21 protein-coding genes are annotated in these 16,684 nt (G+C 40.6%); 9 read left to right on the top strand and 12 right to left on the bottom strand.

What is annotated here, in order from left to right; all coding sequences use genetic code 11:
- From CP950_RS09690 to CP950_RS09680, 3 genes are all read left to right on the top strand, one after another.
- Positions 1 to 420 (top strand): integrase core domain-containing protein (locus CP950_RS09690; RefSeq protein WP_133092102.1); only part of this gene is annotated, 420 nt, incomplete at its 5' end.
- A gap of 142 nt (positions 421 to 562) precedes the next feature.
- Entirely contained in the window at positions 563 to 1,282 is a 720-nt protein-coding gene (locus tag CP950_RS09685) for a Crp/Fnr family transcriptional regulator (RefSeq protein WP_207760266.1), read from the top strand.
- Positions 1,283 to 1,406: 124 nt separating this feature from the next.
- The gene (locus tag CP950_RS09680; protein WP_096674814.1) at positions 1,407 to 2,093 is read left to right on the top strand and encodes a Crp/Fnr family transcriptional regulator; all 687 of its coding nucleotides are present in this window, start codon (positions 1,407 to 1,409) and stop codon (positions 2,091 to 2,093) included.
- Positions 2,094 to 2,542: 449 nt separating this feature from the next.
- Here the strand turns inward: CP950_RS09680 and CP950_RS09675 are convergent, their stop codons facing one another.
- A complete protein-coding gene (locus CP950_RS09675) occupies positions 2,543 to 2,779 on the bottom strand; it encodes a hypothetical protein (protein WP_096674812.1) in 237 nt (78 codons plus the stop codon).
- A 304-nt stretch (positions 2,780 to 3,083) separates the two neighbouring features.
- On the opposite strand from CP950_RS09675, the gene CP950_RS09670 reads away from it, so the two are divergent.
- The gene (locus CP950_RS09670; protein WP_096674810.1) at positions 3,084 to 3,263 is read left to right on the top strand and encodes a hypothetical protein; all 180 of its coding nucleotides are present in this window, start codon (positions 3,084 to 3,086) and stop codon (positions 3,261 to 3,263) included.
- Positions 3,264 to 3,266: 3 nt separating this feature from the next.
- On the opposite strand, the gene CP950_RS09990 is transcribed toward CP950_RS09670, so the two are convergent.
- Positions 3,267 to 3,443: a hypothetical protein gene (locus tag CP950_RS09990; RefSeq protein WP_165766445.1), complete on the bottom strand. Its 177-nt coding sequence runs from the start codon at positions 3,441 to 3,443 to the stop codon at positions 3,267 to 3,269.
- A 253-nt stretch (positions 3,444 to 3,696) separates the two neighbouring features.
- Between CP950_RS09990 and CP950_RS09985 the strand changes: the two genes are divergently transcribed.
- Together CP950_RS09985 and CP950_RS09665 are read left to right on the top strand one after the other, a co-directional pair.
- The gene (locus CP950_RS09985; RefSeq protein ID WP_165766444.1) at positions 3,697 to 3,858 is read left to right on the top strand and encodes a hypothetical protein; all 162 of its coding nucleotides are present in this window, start codon (positions 3,697 to 3,699) and stop codon (positions 3,856 to 3,858) included.
- A 127-nt stretch (positions 3,859 to 3,985) separates the two neighbouring features.
- The gene (locus tag CP950_RS09665) at positions 3,986 to 4,180 is read left to right on the top strand and encodes a hypothetical protein (protein WP_096674808.1); all 195 of its coding nucleotides are present in this window, start codon (positions 3,986 to 3,988) and stop codon (positions 4,178 to 4,180) included.
- Between the two features lie 27 nt (positions 4,181 to 4,207).
- Here the strand turns inward: CP950_RS09665 and CP950_RS09660 are convergent, their stop codons facing one another.
- Positions 4,208 to 5,233, bottom strand: a complete 1,026-nt coding sequence (locus tag CP950_RS09660; RefSeq protein ID WP_096674806.1) for an alpha/beta fold hydrolase — start codon at positions 5,231 to 5,233, stop codon at positions 4,208 to 4,210.
- A 360-nt stretch (positions 5,234 to 5,593) separates the two neighbouring features.
- On the opposite strand from CP950_RS09660, the gene CP950_RS09655 reads away from it, so the two are divergent.
- Positions 5,594 to 7,657 carry an amidohydrolase family protein gene (locus CP950_RS09655; protein ID WP_165766443.1) on the top strand — a complete coding sequence of 688 codons (2,064 nt, stop codon included), beginning with the start codon at positions 5,594 to 5,596 and terminating at the stop codon, positions 7,655 to 7,657.
- Positions 7,658 to 8,188: 531 nt separating this feature from the next.
- On the opposite strand, the gene CP950_RS09650 is transcribed toward CP950_RS09655, so the two are convergent.
- Positions 8,189 to 9,991, bottom strand: a complete 1,803-nt coding sequence (locus CP950_RS09650; protein WP_096674802.1) for a sulfatase family protein — start codon at positions 9,989 to 9,991, stop codon at positions 8,189 to 8,191.
- A 357-nt stretch (positions 9,992 to 10,348) separates the two neighbouring features.
- Between CP950_RS09650 and CP950_RS09645 the strand changes: the two genes are divergently transcribed.
- Positions 10,349 to 10,738: a YidH family protein gene (locus CP950_RS09645; RefSeq protein ID WP_096674800.1), complete on the top strand. Its 390-nt coding sequence runs from the start codon at positions 10,349 to 10,351 to the stop codon at positions 10,736 to 10,738.
- A gap of 79 nt (positions 10,739 to 10,817) precedes the next feature.
- Here the strand turns inward: CP950_RS09645 and CP950_RS09640 are convergent, their stop codons facing one another.
- The 8 genes from CP950_RS09640 to CP950_RS09605 form a co-directional block, all read right to left on the bottom strand.
- Entirely contained in the window at positions 10,818 to 11,753 is a 936-nt protein-coding gene (locus CP950_RS09640) for a SphA family protein (protein WP_096674799.1), read from the bottom strand.
- Between the two features lie 387 nt (positions 11,754 to 12,140).
- Positions 12,141 to 12,590, bottom strand: coding sequence for a hypothetical protein (locus tag CP950_RS09635; RefSeq protein ID WP_096674797.1), 450 nt, complete (start codon positions 12,588 to 12,590; stop codon positions 12,141 to 12,143).
- Positions 12,580 to 13,182, bottom strand: coding sequence for a hypothetical protein (locus tag CP950_RS09630; RefSeq protein ID WP_096674795.1), 603 nt, complete (start codon positions 13,180 to 13,182; stop codon positions 12,580 to 12,582). Before CP950_RS09630 ends, CP950_RS09635 begins: the two co-directional genes overlap by 11 nt.
- A 12-nt stretch (positions 13,183 to 13,194) precedes the next feature.
- A complete protein-coding gene (bamE, locus tag CP950_RS09625; RefSeq protein WP_096674793.1) occupies positions 13,195 to 13,617 on the bottom strand; it encodes an outer membrane protein assembly factor BamE domain-containing protein in 423 nt (140 codons plus the stop codon).
- A 57-nt stretch (positions 13,618 to 13,674) separates the two neighbouring features.
- Positions 13,675 to 14,538: a hypothetical protein gene (locus CP950_RS09620; protein WP_096674791.1), complete on the bottom strand. Its 864-nt coding sequence runs from the start codon at positions 14,536 to 14,538 to the stop codon at positions 13,675 to 13,677.
- A 99-nt stretch (positions 14,539 to 14,637) separates the two neighbouring features.
- Positions 14,638 to 14,988 carry a hypothetical protein gene (locus tag CP950_RS09615; protein ID WP_096674789.1) on the bottom strand — a complete coding sequence of 117 codons (351 nt, stop codon included), beginning with the start codon at positions 14,986 to 14,988 and terminating at the stop codon, positions 14,638 to 14,640.
- Between the two features lie 247 nt (positions 14,989 to 15,235).
- Entirely contained in the window at positions 15,236 to 15,526 is a 291-nt protein-coding gene (locus tag CP950_RS10030; RefSeq protein ID WP_207760265.1) for a hypothetical protein, read from the bottom strand.
- A gap of 17 nt (positions 15,527 to 15,543) precedes the next feature.
- A complete protein-coding gene (locus CP950_RS09605; protein ID WP_096674787.1) occupies positions 15,544 to 15,984 on the bottom strand; it encodes a DUF6641 family protein in 441 nt (146 codons plus the stop codon).
- Positions 15,985 to 16,294: 310 nt separating this feature from the next.
- On the opposite strand from CP950_RS09605, the gene CP950_RS09600 reads away from it, so the two are divergent.
- Positions 16,295 to 16,594 carry a hypothetical protein gene (locus tag CP950_RS09600; RefSeq protein WP_096674785.1) on the top strand — a complete coding sequence of 100 codons (300 nt, stop codon included), beginning with the start codon at positions 16,295 to 16,297 and terminating at the stop codon, positions 16,592 to 16,594.
- The last annotated feature ends 90 nt before the right edge of the window (positions 16,595 to 16,684 follow it).

Raw genomic sequence — 16,684 nt, 5'->3', positions numbered from 1 at the left:
GAATCCAACCGTGAGATCTTGGCGATTGAAATTGATATTAGCCTGCCAGCAGCTAGAGTAGTGCGAACCCTAGAGCAACTAGAGGATATCCATGGTTTACCCAAAGCCATACGGCTCGATAACGGGAGCGAACTTCGGTCTGCCGTGTTCATGGGCTGGTGCGAAGAAAAAGGGATTGAACTGAAATTTATACAACCGGGTAAGCCTCAACAAAATGCGTTTATTGAACGCTTTAATAAAACCTACCGTCATGAAGTACTCAACGCGTATTTATTTGAAAACCTCAGGGAGGTGCGTGAAATAACAGAAAACTGGATCACTATTTACAACGAAGAAAGACCGCACAGCTCTCTTGGCAGAATATCGCCTAGAGACTATCGAGCACAGGCAGAAAACAACACTTTAGGAATGTCGGATTGACGGGGGATACTACAAGTTCACCACCCTGTGGTGGGTTTTTATCGTGTAATCTGATCATATGTGCGATACCGCACATACTCAATTGGTTCCAGAAAATATATTTGAGTTGTCTCAAAACGATAGTTCATACCTAGGCGCCATCATGGAAACAAAGTTACTTAAAGATCAAAATCATCTTTTCCATTCAATACCCATGCTTGAGTGGGAAAGACTTCTTCCTCATATTGAAGTAACCGAGCTCCCGCTGGGCAAAGTTTTGTATGAGCCTGGTATGAAAATGAGTCATGTTTACTTTCCCTCAACAGCCATTGTCTCTTTGCTATATGCACTAGAAAATGGTTCGTCAGCTGAAATTGCGATTGTTGGAAATGAAGGAGTTGTTGGAATTTCTATTTTTATGGGCGGCGAATCTACATCCAGTAGAGCTGTTGTACAAAGTGCAGGTAAAGGCTACCGCATCAAATCATCCATTCTTCTTGAAGAATTTAATCGCGCAGGGCCAGTAATGCACTTGTTGTTACGCTATACCCAAGCATTAATTACCCAGATGACTCAAACCGCAGTATGCAATCGTCATCACACTCTAGACCAGCAATTCTGCCGCTGGTTACTTTTGAGTCTAGACAGATTGCAAAGTAATGAGCTGCTAATGACCCAAGAGTTAATTGCTAACATGCTTGGGGTTCGCAGAGAAGGTGTCACCGAGGCAGCCCTAAAAGTCCAAAAGGCTGGACTTATTAAGTACGCTCGCGGACATATATCTGTCTTAGATCGATTAGGACTGGAGAAACGCACCTGCGAGTGCTATCAAGTAGTTAAATCTGAGTACGATCGCCTACTACCAGAAAAAATGGCCATTTAAGTGCGATAACAGACTGAGCAATCCAAAGTATATGCACATACTCCAACTGGGATAGTTACCGTATAGATTATTAGAGCCCTATTGCCCAAGTAAGGTTTATGAATACAATCCCAAGGCTTGGCAGATGAATAAAAACGCTCTAATCAATTTATTGCCGCACCAGAATCAAGAGGCTCTTCTACATGAGGCTGAGTTGGTTGAGTTAAATTTATCTCAAAAAATTTGTATGGTTGGCGAACAAACTACTCATATTTTTTTTCCAATCGACTGTTTTATTTCAATTACCCAGGGCATTGATCATTACCCCCCGATTGAAATTGGAATGATTGGTAGAGAGGGCTTGCTTGGTGCAGAAACTGCTCTTGGAGTAAGCACCAATCCATTTGGCGCATTAGTACAAGGAGCAGGAAGCGCATGGAAAATAAATTCCCAATTTTTCACAAACCAAATTGAAAATGATCCAGAACTTAAGGACATCATTAATGCTTATATTGCAGTACGAATTAATCAACTTGGGCTATCAGCAGCTTGTGAGCATTTTCACCAAATTGGACCGCGTTTAGCTAAGTGGTTATTAATGAGTCAAGATCGCGCTCAATCTCCCACCTTCCTAATGACACATGAGTTTATTTCACTGATGTTAGGCGTTAGGCGTGTTGGAGTTACGACTACAGCAGCAGATTTTAGGAGAAGAGGGTTAATTGAATATCATCGTGGGGAAATGAAGGTACTCAATCGAGCTGCTCTGAAGGCTGAAGCCTGTAGCTGTTATATAAAAAATAGAAAAATTTACTCTTCCTTAATTGGTTAAACAGGCATTAGTCAAAAGCCTTGAATTTCAATTGGAATGATAGGGAGCCAGATACACGATCGCCAGGGTCAGAAGTTTTCTGAGTTGCCGATAGTTGACTGGATCCGCCACGCTAGACCCAAGGCCACCCCACCGCTAGCCAAGCTCATATCATGATTAAGCCAATCAGACGCAATTAACCAGCCTGAAACAAGCCTAGAATGACATTAAATAGTGAGAATATGGCCTGCCCAGCACGATTCGAACGTGCGACCTACGCCTTAGAAGCTTTAAAAATGAGGCTAATCAATAGCTTAGACAATGACATAAGCCTGGCAAGATCAGGTGTTCGATCGGCACCGAGATCTGTGGCTCGAAGTGGAATTCGCTGGTTAGAGTTTGGCATTGGCAGATGTGGAGTCGGTTTAACCGACACCACAGCGTCAGCTTTTGTAATAGCTCAATCAAATTTATTCTTCTAGCTCTAACTCAAGATGCAAAGAAGTTTCGGCATCCGCTAACTCTGCATACTCCATCGCAGCCATCTGATCCTCAAATGACAACTGTGCAAAACGCTCTGATGCTTCAAAGTTCTTTTCTCTGTAGTTATCTAAGGCTAGCAATTGATTCCATGCCGCCTTTTGATAATACTCAGCTGACATTCTTCTTAAGTCGATAACTTTGTCGCCTAGGTTTTTATCTAGCATTTTCTATCTCCTTCAATTTGTAACTGAACTTGACTGTGATGCTCTACCTTTCATATGACATCTTTATGAACTTTCTAACTATCTTTGTCATATTTAAAGCCTATAAATCAAGCCCAAATATGACAATTTCACCTCTTAAAATTTATCCGTAAATATTTTTTCTAGCGATAGATTTGTCATATTCATAAATCCAAAATGAGATCTACTTATGGGAGATGAAGAGCAATTCTGCTCCTTTCCGGTCTCCTCAGCTTGCTCTAACAGCCCATAGGTAACCTTATCTGATTAATTTAGGGAGAGCTTAATGACTACCTTTACTACCGAAGATCGCAAACTTGTTGAAAAAGAGCCTATTCCCTTTTATGGCTACTGCGATTTAACTGACCCATCTACCAAGGATACAAATACACTTTTGCATCCGGTGCTAAAAAAAATTAAAGTGGAATATAGAGTTGATGACAGCAGCGAGGATTTGGAAGATTAGGCTTTAATGCTCTTTGTGTTTCTTGCCTAATTTCTCAGGCTTGCCGTTTCCATATAGACACCAGTATTGGATTTCTTCTGAAAGAGCTTCTAGTTCTTTTAATTTAAGAGCCTTTAAGTCTTCCAGCCCAATAGAACCAGTCTCTCTGAGTTTCTCTATAGCCTCTTTTAATACGCTCATCTTGAAGCCTTTTCTTGTTGAAATTGAGTATTTAATTCTAATTTAGAGCGATCTTCAGCCAAGATTCATGTGGTTTTGATTTTTCTTTGCGGAATTTTTGGGTTTTATGACCAATTGACGACAAGTAGTTCTTTTATTCATGAACTTAAGAGCTTTTATTATAAAAAGTTATTTTGCTGTCATTCAATATTCATTATAAAGATAGATACTCGATAGGTAGTAACCCTAATATCATCCATCAAAGGAGCTGTAAATGACACAATTATTGAGCCTCTTTAGTCAAATTTTTGGTAACCAGACCAAAAGCAGTGATTTGGAACAGTACATCAACAGCCACAACCCCAATAGCCATCAGCAAGTGGAGCGGCTTACTCGTGACTATCTCTACTGCACCATTAATGGGGGGGAGTTATAGATCATGATAAAACTAAAACGCTTGATTATTAAAGCGTCTTTAGCCTGGGCTGAGACTCGTAAGGCCTATGCAAGTCGATATAAAAATCATCGCCTTGGATCTTAATTTTTACGAAGGTCAAAATTAAATGAAATTAACAGTCTATCGCTATAAGATTTGGGATCATCAAGATGATGATCACGTCCATATTGCACCCTATTACGCCATTCGAGAATACATCGAGCACTTAGAGGGCGCAACGGTCATCGAAGATGATTATTTGATAGTAGATGAGTCCGATTTAGATACCCTTGGAAGAATCGCTGTTAAAGATGAGGATTAGGCAGCGAAGCTTATTTAAATCGATGTCTTAGTTCACCAGGTCTTTAGGGCGAGTCATCGGTCTTAGACTCATTTGCGAATGGATAAAGTCACATACTAGATCGTCAAATGGAACTGGATGGCCTGCATTTAAAACCTCAAAGATATTTAATCGAGGAATCAACGCCCTTATCTCCTGAACACGTTGCTCAGTGCATATTTTAGATTCCCCACCATAGACCAGTCCAACCTTACCTTTAAAGCCCTCTAGTGCTTCATGAAAATTCATGCCCCACACATCGGCTCGATATGAGAGATCAAAATGCCCAGGGAGCTGCACATCAGCGATTGCTTTTTCATCAACACTCAATTCTTTGGCAAACTCTTGAATCTCTTTGAAGCCTAGCTCATTTTTCATAGACTTATATAGGGTGTACAAGGCAGTCCAATTAATCGTTAAGGCGATATCGTTTAGAACAATAGCGTGAATCTTTTTATCAAAAATCTTTGTAAGGTACATTGCTAAAACTCCACCCATACTAGTGCCAAGAATCGTGAGTCTTTGATACGACTTACCTCCAACCAATATAGCCCCTTGAATTAACTCGCTAACATCTGAGAGGTATAAAGACATTTTGTAGGCCCCACATTCATCAATATAGTCAGACTCGCCTCTGCCTGAAAAATCAACGCTAATGACTTTATAATTTTCAAACCTCAAAAAATAATCATGAATAACTAAAAAGGATGTCTTTGTTTCAAGCAATCCTGGCAGACAAACTAAAATGTTTTCCGCATTCATGTCTCCTGAAACGGTATAGGCTATTTTTCGAGGATGCTGTTCATCTCGAATCTGAAAATATCGGGTTTCAGGTGCAATGCTAACTGCTCTTATTGGTGTAACGGGAGGTGCCTCTAGATTGCCTTCCAAAGGCATAGACTGTGTGGTCGTTAAGGCGGCAGTATCTTGAACAACTTGAGCAACAGTTGCGGTGAAATAATGATTAGGAGGCCGAATCCACTGAATGACTTTTACTTTTGCCTCCATCAGCACATTAAAAATCTTTTTTTTCATTCAACCATACCTATCAACAGTTATTCGGATTCATCAATATCAAGCTTTTGACTGTACAGAGTCTTGATGACAGAAATAATTAAGGTGTACCAGCATAGCAATCAAGCTACCCGACCCCGAATGACCGTCACTTAAATTGACACTTAGCCGCAATAAGGATGCCTACTTACTTCGTCCTTTTAAAGGATGCTCGTCAATGGGGGAATCTGAGACTAATGGCGCCTTACCCTGCCAAGCATTAAAAGAAAATAGCCCAACAAGTAGGCCATTGAGATTCTTGGTGGCCCTGGGCTAATGAATGTAATGAGTAAGTAATAAATGGTACGTATATTGCTTTCTTGTCCTAACCTCCTCTATTTCATGATCTACTTTCGAAAAGTTTTATTGGCCCTTATATTTATATGGGCTCCCCTGCTAGCTAACGGATCAGAAGTTGAATATGTAATCTTTCTAGAAAATGGAGTCCAAGCAGGACATCAAACCGTCAAACGTCACGGCAATAAGGTCGACGTTAGCTTTGACTTTAAAGAAAATGGTAGAGGACCAACGCTAAAAGAACACATAGTTTTAGCCTCCGATGGGACTATGAAAGACTATCGTGTTTCTGGTACATCGGAAATGGGGGGCGAGGTAAACGAAAGGTTTGCTGCCAAAAATAATGTAATTCAATGGCACTCAAATTCAGAAGATGGTTCTAAAAAAATAAATCAAAGTGGGTTTTACCTTCCTATGAATTCTTCTTGGGAGGTGAACTCATTAATGATCACTGCTCTTAGCAAAAGCAAAAATAATTATTTGACTTTGCTTCCCTCTGGCGGCCTAAAACAACAAGTGCTTGATGAAATCACGATCAACAGGGGCTCAAAGCAACAAAACGTAAAGCTGGTTATGCAGGTTGGTATAGGACTAAAGCCAGACTTTTTTTGGGCAACTTCAGGAAAAAATCCGAGATTATTTGCCGCCATTATTACTGGCTACTCATACTTAATTGAAAAAGGCTGGGAAGACAGTCTTACAGCACTTAGTGAAAAACAAAATTTAGCAAACCAAAAGGTTCTCTATCAAAAGGCTCAACAACTTCAACACCCAATCAATGGCCCTTTATTAATTAAAAATATTCGCCTATTTGATAGTGAGAATGCATCCTTAACTGAACCCCATGATGTACTGATTGAGAATAAAAGAATCGTCAAAATTTCGTCAGTTAGTTCTCCAGCTGAATTTGGGTGGGACACGATAAATGGCTCTGGAAAAACACTTCTACCTGGGCTGTTTGATATGCACACCCATATCAATAAGTGGTCAGGCTTGTATCACTTATCTGCTGGCATCACTACAGTTCGTGACATGGGTAATTCAAATACAGAAGTCCAAGAAATCATTAGAGATAGTGCAAATAATCAATTACTTTTTCCACACATCATTCCTGCTGGATTTATAGAGGGCAAAAGTGAATATTCCTCCTCAGATGGAATCATGATTGAAAGTCTCGCTCAAGCAAAGGAAGCTGTTGATTGGTATTTTGATCATGGCTATCGTCATATCAAAATCTATAGCTCTTTCCCAAAAGACTTAGTTAAAGATACTAGCGCCTATGTTCATGAAAAAGGAATGACAGTTGGTGGTCATGTGCCTGGGTTTATGAAAGCTAATGAAGCGATTGAGTCTGGATTTAATGAACTAAACCACATCAATCAAGTTGTGCTCAACTTTTTAGCAGGCAATAAAACTGATACAAGAACATTGGAAAGGTTTTATTTGCCAGCCGAGCAAACTGGCTCAATAGACTATGACTCCCATGAAGTAAAGGCGTTTATTAAACTACTTAAAGACAAAAAAATTACCATTGATCCAACCTTATCTGCCTTTGATTTTATAAAACAACAAGATGGGGAAATGGCAGATCCTTTTTCTAGTATTGCCGAACATTTACCCCCTGATCTACAACGCAGTTTTAAAACTGGAACTATGGATATTCCAGATGCCGCAACTGCAAATAGATATAAAAACTCGTATAAAAAAATGATTGAGTTTGTGGGTCTATTGCATAAGAACGGGGTATCTCTTGTTGCAGGTACTGATACCTTGGCAGGATTTGGATTACATAGTGAATTAGAGCTTTACGTCAAAGCTGGAATTTCTCCAGCAGAAGCTCTTCAAATTGCGACCTGGAATGGCGCTAAAGTTACCAAAACACTTCAGGATAGAGGGTCTATTGAAGTTAATAAACTTGCTGATTTAATCATTGTCGATGGCGACCCAACTACTAATATTGAAGACATTAGAAAAATTTCTACAGTGATTACGAATGGCAAGGTGATTTATCCCCATGAACTTCATGTTGCGCTAGGAGTTAAACCTTTTGTTTCAGAGAATATCAAAATTGCCGAACAATCCGTAACCAATCGTCAATTGAACAAATAGAACATTTGTAGCAAATTTTTCGTTTAAAACGACATTACACGCAACAACCTTAAATGACCGTCACTTAACCGGACACTCAATAGTCGGGTCAAACCGACACTCAATCGCTAGGGCCAAAATTTCAACTAAGTCGCCCATAGATCGCCAGGATCCCCCACGTCTTCTCAAGGCTACCCTCACGCTAGCAAAGCTCATCCATGATCAGCCACAATTGAGCCAATGAAACAGCCTGAAACTTGATTAAATTAGGAGAATCTGGCCTGCCCAGCACGATTCGAACGTGCGACCTACGCCTTAGAAGCTTTAAAAATGAGCTAAAACAACTAGTTAAACAATAGCATAAGCCTGGCAAGATCTGGTGTGGCATACACACCGAGAATCAAGGTTCGGGGTGGAATGTCATGGAGCTTGGGTGGCATTGGCAGGTGGTCTGATGGTCAGATGTCTAATTTGTCGGGTTAACCGACAAAACATATTCTAAGATCAGAGGCAACTGGCGACCCAAAGCCCTCATTCACTCAAACCCAAAAACTACCTCTGGCCTTGTTTTGCCACATGCCATCTACCATTTCGGATTGGTAAAAAGCTACCATCATCAATTCCAACTTCTTGAGCAATGCGTTCGTTCATAACTTTATTCATGGCCATGATCAAATCGCCATTCTTCTTAGGATCCATAGCCATGTTATTCATTTCATTCGGATCGTTTTGAAGATCAAAAAGCTCTAAATCGTTCTTCGCTAACATTTCTTCCATCGTGGTTGGGGTGTTGAACTGCAGCGGTGAGAAATATCGTGAGAAACGGTATCTTCCATCAAACACACTACGAATACCAACCCGGTTAACAAAGTTGGGTTGATGTGCATTCAAAATCTTAGCCGACTCTTTGTAGTCATATTTACCAGACATCAACCAAGAATACGTCTTCTCAGCCCAAAACCAGCTGGTAAACATCAACATATTGAAGTTGAACAAGGAAGCTGGTCTTGCTGAGTCGACCTTAGCCTTTTCAGGCTCTTTAAATAATGGCGTGAGATCTTTGCCCTTGAGTCCTTCCGCTGCTTTTGCAACAGTCTTGGGATCCTTGCCAGTCATCGCTAATATAGTAGTGGCTAGGTCAATTTGTGAAGTAATCGCTTGGCACTCTTTGCCGCCAGGATAAGCAGGATGAATGATCATGAGTGGAATATGATTCTGCTCTTTATAAGCAGTAGTACCTTTACCTCTCATTTGGTGGGTGCCCCCCAACTCACCATGGTCAGCCGTAAAGATCACAATAGTATTGTCTTCCATGCCACTATCTTTTAAGCCTTGCATGACTGCTGCAACATTCTCATCACTATCGCGCATGCAGTTAAAATAGTAGTCAAGCAACAACCTCCAGCGTCGATCTTCATTAGGCCATGAGCCCATTAGCAAGTCCCAAATCTCTTGATACAGCTTGTGCGCCTTTGGTCTGCCGGGAGCATCTAGAGCTTGCTTACGACTTTCTGGCAGTGGGTAGTTATCCCATGTCGCTTGATATAGCTCAGTTGTAGGCGGAGGTAAGATGGTCATCGCATGCTTAGCGCCTTGCACAGGTTTACCGGGCGAATCCGAGTTCACGTAGGTCACATCATGAGGGTTAACGATATTGACCGCCAAATACCAAGGCTGCTTCTTAGCTCTGAGCTCTTGCCCTTCATTACGCAACCAACCAATCGCTGATGAGAGTGTGAGTTTGTCAAAGGTATAGCCACCTTGCTGTTGATCGACGATATCACCAACGCCTAGGAAGTCATCAAAGCCATAGGATTTAATAATCTTTCGATACTTATCCATCGGAGCGTCATAGGCATACTTGACTGTATCCATATTGGCCGATAAGTGCCATTTACCTTGATAGGCAGAGTGATAGCCCAGCTCTTGAAGGCGATGTCCAATTGTTTTAACCTTTAGCGATAAATCAGGCTGCCATAAAAAATTGAGGTTATCAAAAATGCCTGAATGCTGAATATGCTGACCTGTGTAAATCACTGAACGAGCTGAAGAGCATTGCATCGATGCAGCTTGGTGATTCGTAAAAGTAATGGCTTTCTTTTTAATCGCTTCACGAGCAGGAACAGGCATCGGCCATTTGGGGAAAAAATGCTCTTGGTCAACCAGAACAAAAAGAATGTTGTAGCCAGCCGGGGGGAAATTGGGTGCAATTGGAGAAGGCTTATTAGAATTAGATTGAGCCTCTGCATTTTGTATACCAGCAGGTAACAAAGTAGCCCCTAATGCTACAGCTCCTGACGTTAATAAATCACGGCGAGACTGGTTTTTTGGTTCATTGTTAGATTGAGATGTCATATTGATTCTTCATTGTTTTACTATTGGAAGTAACAATATCAGGTCCATATGAAAGTTTGCCTAGTTGCTTGCACTCCTTTAGGGCAGTGAATATCAGGTTTTTTGACTAAATCCGATCGGCCAGTCGGGCCTTTGGCCTGCCCAGCACGATTCGAACGTGCGACCTACGCCTTAGAAGGCTTTAAAAATGAGCTAAAACAACAGCTTAGAAAATGGTTTAAGACCAGCAAGATCAGGTGTAACATAAGCACCGAAATCTTGGAATCATGTGAAACTGACTACGTGGTGTGTGGCATCCGCAGATCGAGAGTCAGTTGAACCGACACTAAATGGTGTCGTGTAAATAGAAAGCCAAAAATGTCTTATTTAGATGACCCACGCATTTATTTTGCAACTGAAAGAACTTTACTATCCTGGCAAAGAACAGCACTATCTTTTATTGCACTTGGATTTGTAGTGGAGCGCTATGCATTTATGAAAAATCTGAATTTACCAGATCAAATTAACAATGCGCATTATCTGCTATCTGAGCTTATTGGATTTTCTCTCATTCTGGTAGGGACATTTATTGCATTTGTTTCTGCTTATCAACATAAAAAATTTATCAAAAATCTTTCAAGTGAAGAAATTCCTAATGGGTATTTCGTCTCTCTGGGACCCTTGGTGGGATATACGGTTAGTATCGGCGGCTTATTGATGCTGACTTGGATTTTGCTGGGATTTTTACCTAAACTCTTAACTCTTTAGCACCCAAACGAGTAACCATCAATATAAAAATCTATCCGGGGATGGCTTTTGCTTTGAGCTTACAAGAAGAAAAGTCGGCTTAAAAATTCAGCGGGGTTGATAGGCTGAAGTTGAAAAAAGGACCCCCCATCGCATTGACCGTCACAATGTCGCGGTTATAAATTAATTGTGCAGTCATTCCACCATCGAATGAGTAGCTGAGCATAGGGCCTAAACCGAAGCGACGTTCTTTGCAACCATTGTTAGCAACACAGTTATAAGGAGTCTGGGTTGAACCAGAGCCTGAATCACTTGTGATCTGATTTGCTTGAAAAGCCCCTAGTCCAATCGTCCACCTATCTAGTGTTTTTGCAATCGTGTAATCAGCCTGAAAAAGTTGCCCAGAAATATATTGTGTCGCTGAGTTTGGCTGATTAAATGAATAAAATAAATTTGCACTTAAGTTCCAGTTACTGCCGAGCCAGCTTACACCAAAATTAGGAATAATCGATGAAAAGCCGTTTCCTGCTCCAGCGCTGGGTACTGCTGGTGGCTTAGCTAAGGAGGAACTAGCATTATTCAGATTAACGGCTACTGCAGTTTTAATGTGAAAATCATTTGATAAATGCCACCCTAAAATTACAGGCACTAAAACCGTATTGAAGGTTCCCCATTGAGCATTACTTGGTATTGTGGTGCCTGAGTTAGATCCGCTGATATTGGTATGTTGAAAGGGCTGGATAATCTGAACTCCATAATCAGCGCCGAATATTTTTTTACCGCTATTCCATAACAACGTTGGGGAAATCACTTTATTATTTGCGTAATCTCTAGTCGCTTGACCTGCATTATTGTGAAGCGTGTAAGCCATTGTATAAACCTGGACACTTCCATATAGGCCTGGCGGAGGCATCAAGCCAGCTGCTGTACCTTCAGTAGCTCCAGGTAACTGCGGCTCATACTGCTCCATGGCTTGCGCATCTGATAACCATATAGCAAATGCTGACGCTAACATAGCTCTTTTGCACTTATTCATTTCAATCTCCTTTTTACTATCTCAAGTATCTTTGGGCATTACTCAATATCCATCAGGGCTATGGTGCAAGATTCATCGAGAATTCTAATGCATTGTTTGGCTAGTAAGGTCAATAGATCATGTAATGGCCTGCCCAGCACGATTCGAACGTGCGACCTACGCCTTAGAAGCTGTAAAAATGATATAAATCAATAAGTTAGACAATGACATTAAGGTGTTGAAATCAGGTGTGGCATAGGCACCGAGAGTTGTGGTTCGGAGTGGAATTGGGTGGATAATGGATGGCATCTGCAGGCAGTTGAGTGGTCGGCGTAGAAATTTGTCGGGTTAACCGACAAAAAACCACCCGGAGGTGATTTTTAAAAAACTACACCTATCACCTTGTGACTAATCTACATTATTTGCGGTTAAGAACATAGATTTTTGAAGTGAAACAAAAAAGTCCTGATAAGGTTTAGGATCTGTAACAGCGGTAGTGTTGTACTGGGCGTTAGCTCTAACAATCATTGTTTTGCCGGTAGCACCCGGACGGACGTTTACGGTCATCCGTAGCGCATATCCGCTTAACTTAGTCGCAGAAACTGAACCTAGATCTAAGTCAGCCTTATCAACCACAAAGCCTAAATCTTGAAGTGTCGCAATCACGGATCTCATTGTCTTGGCCTTATCTGCCGTATCAAATGATCTTGATTGAATAGCTCGTAACTCAACAGATGTTTGTCCATCTGCGGAAGAGTCAAGAACTCGCTCTTTCATTGTCTGACAGCCGGTAAGAAAAACAGAGAAAATGCATCCGGCAAGCAATAACTTACGCGTACCAAAGTTCTTATTCAACATTTTGAGCCTGTAGGAAGATAGATTTAGATAACTTTTCGAAGAACTCCTGATAAATCTCGGGCTCATTTACACCCTCAATTTTCGATAGAACTCCTTTTTGATTCCAAACCATGCGCTGGAATGTAACCCGAACGATATAGCCTTTGCCAGACTCAACCTGCTGGTCAAATTTGATTTGCTTGCCAGCTTTGGTTGTGACATTAACTTCAATAGGATTGCCTGTTGTAACAGGCTTTGTAACTAATGAGGCTCTAATTTTTTGAGTCTTGTCATATACAACTGCATTAGCGCCAAATAAAACACCTAGCAATATAGCGCCTGCAATTTGACCACCGTCAGTGGCATCTCTACTCTTAGAGGAAACAATAACGCCCAGTTGCATATTAGACTCATCAAGATTAAATCCCATATCTTGAAGAACATTAGAGGATGCGCTAAGAAGTTCTTTCTCACTCTTAATATCGTATTTTCTAGACTGCATTTGACGATTGGCTAGAGTATCAGCTTGAAACTGTAGAGCCTCAGGTGGGATTCCCGTTGCACAACCAGACAACAGTCCAATTATTACTAGGCAACTGATAATTCGTTTCATACGAGTTGTCTCTTAAAATTTTGAAGTGTTATATGCGAAGTCACGAACCATGCCTTTTTCGTCAAACTTGATAACAATGGTTAAGGTCTTTTGGGTTCTGCTAACGGCAGCGTTTCTATCTGCCGGGAACCATAAAAATCCACTTCCCCTTGAGGTAGATGCCATAGCTTCGGTCGATACCTTGTCGTAGACCCAAGACTCACGTCTCTTGTCATCAGTAGTAACCATGTTGGGTGAACCTAAAACAGATACAACATCGGAGGAGCTCATGCCCACACGAATCTCTTTTTGCACCTTACCAATTGAGAGGTTATCGCCCTCCCCTTTAGCGGCATTCATATCTTTTTGCTGATCTACCAAAGATGTTGGATAACATCCAGATAAAGCAACTAGGATTGTTGGTACAAGCATTAAAGCAAAAGTGGTTTTTTTCATCAGAACATTTTTATCTATAAAAAAGACCCTATTAAATAGGGTCTAAATACAATCGAACTAGAAGCGATATATGGCTTTAACACCATATTCCATCGTATTGTTAGCCGGCTCATAAACAGAGCCTGTGTAGGCCACACCATTTCGGGTGAAGTTACCAGTTACGGTATTAGACTGTCCAATATTCCAATACTTAAAATATGGGCCAACACCCCAAGAATCTTCTTTGTACATCACGCTTAGATTTAATCCATAACCTGAGCTCTGACTGTTATTGGCATTGGGTACACCAGCATAAGTCACGCCACCTCTCGTACCGTTTAATGCTGATAGTCCACTGTATTGATTGCCAGAAATTAAATAATCATATTCAAGAGTAGTTACTAAGACCGCTTTTTGATCATTGACTGCCATTCGATGGATAACTCCAATAGGAATGTAGTTATAAGTGCTTTGTCTATCGTAAAAGCCAGCGCCTGTAGAGCTAGTCATACCGCCACCAGACTGACTTAGATAACGATAACCATAGCCCACATAAGGAGACAGTACAAAGTTATCAAAAGAAAAGTCATGTCCCACAGCACCTTTAAAGTTGTAGTAGAACTGAGGGATACTATTAATTGTTCCTGAGCCTGAGTAATTTACTGAGCCATTGTTATAGTCTGCTTCACCAAGTAAATAAAAATCCTCACTCAGTGCAAGCGTTCCTTGATACTCAATGCCATAATTAATTCCCTTCATACTTACGGTCATTGCTGTTCCAGAGAGATCTGTTAAGTTTGGCTCAGTGTATTTGTATGAAGATACCGTTACGCCAATCTCGTTAATTGATTGGGTTTTTAATTTATTTTGATCAGCTTGTGCCAGTGAGATAGAACTCCATCCAACCAACGCTATTGCCAATGTTGTTTTAATTATTTTCATTACAAACTCCTTGTAGATCAGAGTTTGAGTATCACTACATAGCCCTTGTATGACAATTGAAATCGATACAAAAATTTATGCATATTAACTATGCATACTTTAATTTACTAAATTATTTAACGCCGTGCTAGAAGTTAATATGCCATCCACCAAATGAATTAATTTATCTGTCGCGTGAACTAGTCGATGGCGCTTGTCATGAATACCGTTCGAAAGCTCTATCCAACCATCATCGATAAGAAAGTTGATATGCTTTCTGGTGTTTACAGTACTTCTAATTGACCCAGTACATAACTCTTTAATCGTTAATTGCCTGCCCTCTAAATGCGCTTTTAAAATATCAAGTATCAAATCATAGGTGATCAATGCATGTCCAGAATAGAGCCTCTTATCTAGCAACCCTCTTAGACCAATAAGTTTGTCTATATTTTTTATATGCACTTTTTTCATTCATCTATGTATAAAGACTGTTTATAAAAAAATCTATAAAAGAAATAGAATGAAAGTTAAGCAATTAACTATGCATAGTTACGTTATCTACTTCCCATGTGCTTTCTGGGTATGAGTAGATTAGTAAGTTGATAGCTCATCAATTGAGCTTATATAAACAACTTCAAATATTTATAACCACTGTGTATTTGTACAGTACTAAATGAATTAATGTAGAGCTCAACTCAAAACAACAAGAACTGTTTAATTAAATTTTTGCTAGTTGTGCCTGTCCACTCTTAATCTTCTGCCTAGCCCGTTCAGCCTTCACGGCTGCTTGATCTTGTTTAACCCGAGCCTGCATTGACTTAATACGTTGCTGATCTGGGGTTAAGGGCTTGAGTGTGGCTACTTCCGTGATTGCTGTGGGATAGGCAACGATAGAATCCATGCCAAATTGATACTGCAAAATTAAACGTGCGTGTATAGGGCTATCAGCAAATACGGCTGTTTTAACCAATTGACCTTTTACACGCACACCGGCTTGATACTTGTTCATACAAGTATTTAGTCAGTCTACTTACCAAAGCCACTTCTTAGTTTGGCGCTGGCTATTTCAATTTGAGTATCTAGCTCCCCTGCTTCGACTGCAATCTTGATAGTCTCTAAGGCCTTGACTAAAGCCTCGCCACTTTCAACTTCTACGCTGGGCTTGCCCTTTGCTAGATCAATTGTCCAGCTACCGTAACGAACTGAAAAACACACTTTGCCTTCATCGCTCTGAAACCACCAAGGCTTGATGCGTTTGGGCACCTCTACTTGCTTAATTAGGCCAGTTTCACGATCTTTCACACTTCTGAACTTGGTCACTACAAACGAAGTGCCTTTCAACTGGCTTTGGGCCAACTGGATCTGCTCCCATAAGCGGCTCGAAAGTTTATTCCTGCGAACCACGATAGCAGGCATATTGCGGGGCTTTTTAACATCTACTAATTTGAGATTACTTAATACGCTCATTTGATTCTCCTATGTAATTAATGGGCATATACAAGTTAATTTCGAATTGGCAAATGGACGACCTCTATTTAATTTGGCTAATTTTGGATAGAAAAAATACGGTTTTTATTAACGAGGGATAAATATTTACGAGTCGCGTAATGAGTTGCTTTGAGATGCGATTGAGAAATAGTTGCTGTTGCAAATAGGAGTTGCGGTATTGGGGACAAATGAGTAGCCCTGACTAGCAACTCAAGCAACAGCATCTGTCTTTTGAATCTGCCACTCTCTGCAACTAAGCGACTTCTTTCAAAATTAAAGGAGATTAAAAATGAAAGAAATAACAGCCCGTTTATGGGAAAACAAACTATATGGAACCACTTATGGCAAAGGCCAATACCGCAAAGCCATCTATAACGGCACATTGGAGCTAAACGATCCTTATGCCAAGTATTTAGTGGATTTTGAGGAGATCGCTGACTGGTTTCACTTTACTAAAGCACCCTTGCATCATTCCATCGCTAAACGATTGGATAGCATTCCACAAAATGAAGCAGGTATCTTTATGACTTGGCTATATCGATATGAGCAAGGCATAAAGACTGCTATTGGTGGTTATGGCGCATGGTAATCCCCCCATTTTTAACTTAAGCTAAAAGTAGAAGCTGGTACTGCAAGTGCTAGTTTTTGCTTTGGTGTAATTCCACCTAAGCCCATGTTC

The sequence above is a fragment of the Polynucleobacter meluiroseus genome, from assembly GCF_900205755.1.
In the GTDB taxonomy this organism is placed as follows: Bacteria; Pseudomonadota; Gammaproteobacteria; order Burkholderiales; family Burkholderiaceae; genus Polynucleobacter; species Polynucleobacter meluiroseus.
This window is presented reverse-complemented; position numbering and strand designations above follow the sequence as displayed.